The organism is Inquilinus sp. 2KB_23 (assembly GCF_052115705.1).
In the GTDB taxonomy this organism is placed as follows: Bacteria; Pseudomonadota; Alphaproteobacteria; order DSM-16000; family Inquilinaceae; genus Inquilinus; species Inquilinus ginsengisoli_A.
The window spans coordinates 1-3,575 of record NZ_JBFRHF010000067.1 but is presented as its reverse complement, the minus strand read 5'-3'; the positions used below and the strand labels follow the sequence as shown (position 1 = coordinate 3,575).

General features: G+C 71.9%; 2 protein-coding genes. Both read right to left on the bottom strand.

The window, feature by feature from the left end:
* The coding region (locus tag AB4112_RS35880) for a condensation domain-containing protein (protein WP_441727231.1) at positions 1-1,195 on the bottom strand (1,195 nt) is incomplete at its 3' end.
* Positions 1,192-3,575 (bottom strand): amino acid adenylation domain-containing protein (locus AB4112_RS35875; RefSeq protein ID WP_441727229.1); only part of this gene is annotated, 2,384 nt, incomplete at its 5' end. The genes AB4112_RS35880 and AB4112_RS35875, both read right to left, overlap by 4 nt.

The following is a 3,575-nucleotide window of genomic DNA, read 5'->3' as shown; positions in this document are numbered from 1 at the left end:
GCGGATTGCGGTCCAGGCTGCGCTCGGGATTCAGAGCCTCGACCAGCTGCTCGAAGGGCAGCGCCTGATGCGCCTGGGCCTGCAGCGCGGTGCCGCGGACCGCGGTCAGCAGCGCTTCGAACGACACCCGCCCGTCGACCTGGATCGGCAGCACCTGAGTGTTGACGAAGCAGCCGATCACCGCCTCGACATCCTGGCGCTGGCGGTTGGCGACCGGCACGCCGATGCGCAGATCGTCCTGGCCGCCGAGGCGGCGCAGCAGCAGCGAGAAGCCGGCCAACAGCACCATGAACAGGGTCGCGCCCTGGCGTTGCGCCAGCGACCGCAGCGCCGCGGCGAGATCGTCGGGCAGGTCGAAGGCGACGGTGTCGCCGCGCCCGCTGGGCTCGCTTGGGCGCGGCCGGTCGGCCGACAGTTCCAGCACCGGCTGCTCGGCGCCCAGCATTTCCGTCCAGGCGGCCAGCTGGCGCTCGCCCTCGCCGGCCTCCATCAGCTGGCGCTGCCAGACCGCGTAGTCGGCGTATTGGATCTCCGCGGCGGCCGGCGCCGGCCGGCCGAGACGGTGGCCGTCATAGAGGGCGGCGACATCCGCGACCAGCAGGTCCATCGACCAGCCATCGGCGATGATGTGGTGCAGGGTCAGCAGCAGCACCTGCTCATCGGCGGCCAGCCGGACCAGGGTGGCGCGCAGCAGTGGGCCGGCGGCAAGGTCGAAGGGCCGCCGGACCTCCTGCGCCGAGAGGTCGTCGAGCCGGGCCTGCCGCTGATCCTCCGGCAGCGCCGACAGGTCGGCCCGGTCGAGCGGCAGCGGCGCCGGCGCGAGGATATGCTGCACCGGCCCGCCCTCGGCGTCGGTGCCGAAACTGGTGCGCAGCGCCTCATGGCGGGCGACCAGCCCGTCGAGCGCCGCCTGCAGCGCAGCCTCGTCGAGCCGGCCGGTCAGGCGCAGGCCGCCGGTGATGTGATAGGCCGTGCCCTCCGGCTCCAGCTGCCACAGCAGCCACAGGCGGCGCTGGGCGTAGGACAGCGGCAGCGCGGCGTCGCGGGAGACCGGGACGATCGGCAGGCGCTGGGCGCTGATGCCCTTGGCGTCGAGCTGGGCCAGGAACAGCTTGCGCTTTTCCGCCGGCAAAGCGCTCACGCGTTCGGCGATGGCGCGAAGCGGATCGGCCTGCGGCACGGTCACGTCGTTCATTCCGGCAGCTCCAGCGCGTCCAGCAGATCGGACATCGCATCCAGTTCCGCCGCGGCGTCGCCGCGGCCGTGTCGATCGATCACCGCGGCGACGCCGGCGATGGTGCGGGTCTCGAACAGGATCGCCAGCGGCAGCTCGACAGCCAGCGCCTGGCGCAGCCGCGACACCATCCGGGTGGCCAGGATCGAATGCCCGCCGAGATTGAAGAAGTCGTCATGCCGGGAGACGTGCTGGAGTCCGAGGACGTCGCGCCAGATCGCGGCGATGGCCTGTTCGGTCTCGCCCTCGGGCTCGGCGTGTCCGGCGCCGCTCTCCCACTCCGGGTCGGGCAGGGCCTTGCGGTCCAGCTTGCCGTTCGCCGACACCGGCAAACGCTCCAGCCACATCAGCTTCGACGGCACCATGTAGTCCGGCAGACTCGTCGCCAGCTGGGTCTTCACCGCCGCCTCGTCCGGCGCCGCGTCCGCGGCGACATACCCCACCAGCCGCCCGTCCCGCACCACCACCACCGCATCCCGGATCCCCGGATGCGACCTCAAGCCCGCCTCGATCTCCCCCAGCTCGATCCTGAGGCCCCGCAGCTTCACCTGGTGGTCCAGACGCCCGAGATACTCGATCGCCCCGTCCGGTCGACGCCGCACCAGGTCGCCGCTGCGGTACATCCGGCTGCCGGGCTGCCCCAACGGGTTCGGCACGAACCGGTCCGCCGTCAGGTCCGGACGGCCGAGATAGCCCCGTGCCAGGTTCACGCCGGCGATGTACAGCTCTCCCGACACACCCTCCGGCACCGGGTTCAGGTCCGCGTCCAGGATGTGGATCTGGGTGTTGGCGATGGCATGCCCGATCGGCACCCCGCGCTGCCCCGCCTCCGGACGGCACGCCCAGAAGGTCACGTCGATCGCCGCCTCGGTCGGGCCGTACAGGTTGTGGAGCTCCGCCTGGGTCTGTTCCAGCACTTCCGTCTGCAGCTCGATGGGCAAGGCCTCGCCGCTGCACAGGATCCGGGTCAGGCTCGCACAGCCCGGCAGCTCGCCCGACGCCGCGAACGCCGCCAGCATCGACGGCACGAAGTGCAGCGTCGTGATCGCCTGGTCCCGGATCACCCGGCCCAGCGCCTCCGGGTCCCGGTGCGCCCCCGGCGCCGCCACCACCAGCGTGGCGCCGGTCATCAGCGGCCAGAAGAACTCCCACACCGACACGTCGAACCCGTAGGGCGTCTTCTGCAGCACACGGTCCGACGGGCCCAATCCGTATTCCGCCTGCATCCACTGCAGCCGGTTCAGCAGACCGGCATGGCTGTTGCCTACGCCCTTCGGCTTGCCGGTCGAGCCCGAGGTATAGATGCAGTAGGCCAGCGTCTCCGGATGGATCGCCACGCCGGGCGCGTGATCCGGCTGCTGCGACAGGTCCCAGCGGTCCAGGGCGAGGATCTCGACGCCGTCGATCCCCGGCAGCCGCTCGGCCAGGTGCCCCTGGGTCAGCACCAGCCGCAGTCCGGCGTCGCCGATGGTCCCGGCCAGCCGGTCGCGCGGATGCTCCGGGTCCAGCGGCAGGTAGGCTCCCCCCGCCTTCAGGATCCCCAGCAGCCCCACCACCAGCTCGACCGACCGCTCCGCCGCCACCCCCACCAGCATGTCCGGGCCGACGCCCCGGGCGATCAGCGCATGCGCCAGGCGGTTGCTGCGCGCCTCAAGCTCGGCGTAGCTCAGGCGTTCGCCTTCGAACACCAGGGCCTCCGCCTCCGGCGTCGCCTGCGCCTGACGCTCGATCAGCGTCACCACGCTCGGCACCGCCTCATAGCCATGCTCCGTCGCGTTCCACTGGGTAAGCCGCGCTTCCTCGACTTCAGTGAGCAGGCTCAGTTGGCCCAGCGCCCGGCCCGGCTGCGCCGTGACCTGCCGCAGCAGCAGGATGAAGCCGTCGCGCCAGCGCTCGACCGTCGCCCGGTCGAACAGGTCGGTGGCGTAGGCGAGCTGGCCGGAGAGCCGCCCCGCCGCGTCCTCGGCCGTGACCAGGGTCAGGTCGAACTGGGCGCTGCCACCGTCGCGCGCCAGCACCTCGGCCCGCACGTCGCCGAGCCGCAGCTCGACCGCATCGCGGCGCTGGCCGTGATGGTACATCACCTGGAACAGCGGATTGCGGTCCAGGCTGCGCTCGGGATTCAGAGCCTCGACCAGCTGCTCGAAGGGCAGCGCCTGATGCGCCTGGGCCTGCAGCGCGGTGCCGCGGACCGCGGTCAGCAGCGCTTCGAACGACACCCGCCCGTCGACCTGGATCGGCAGCACCTGAGTGTTGACGAAGCAGCCGATCACCGCCTCGACATCCTGGCGCTGGCGGTTGGCGACCGGCACGCCGATGCGCAGATCGTCCTGGCCGGCCG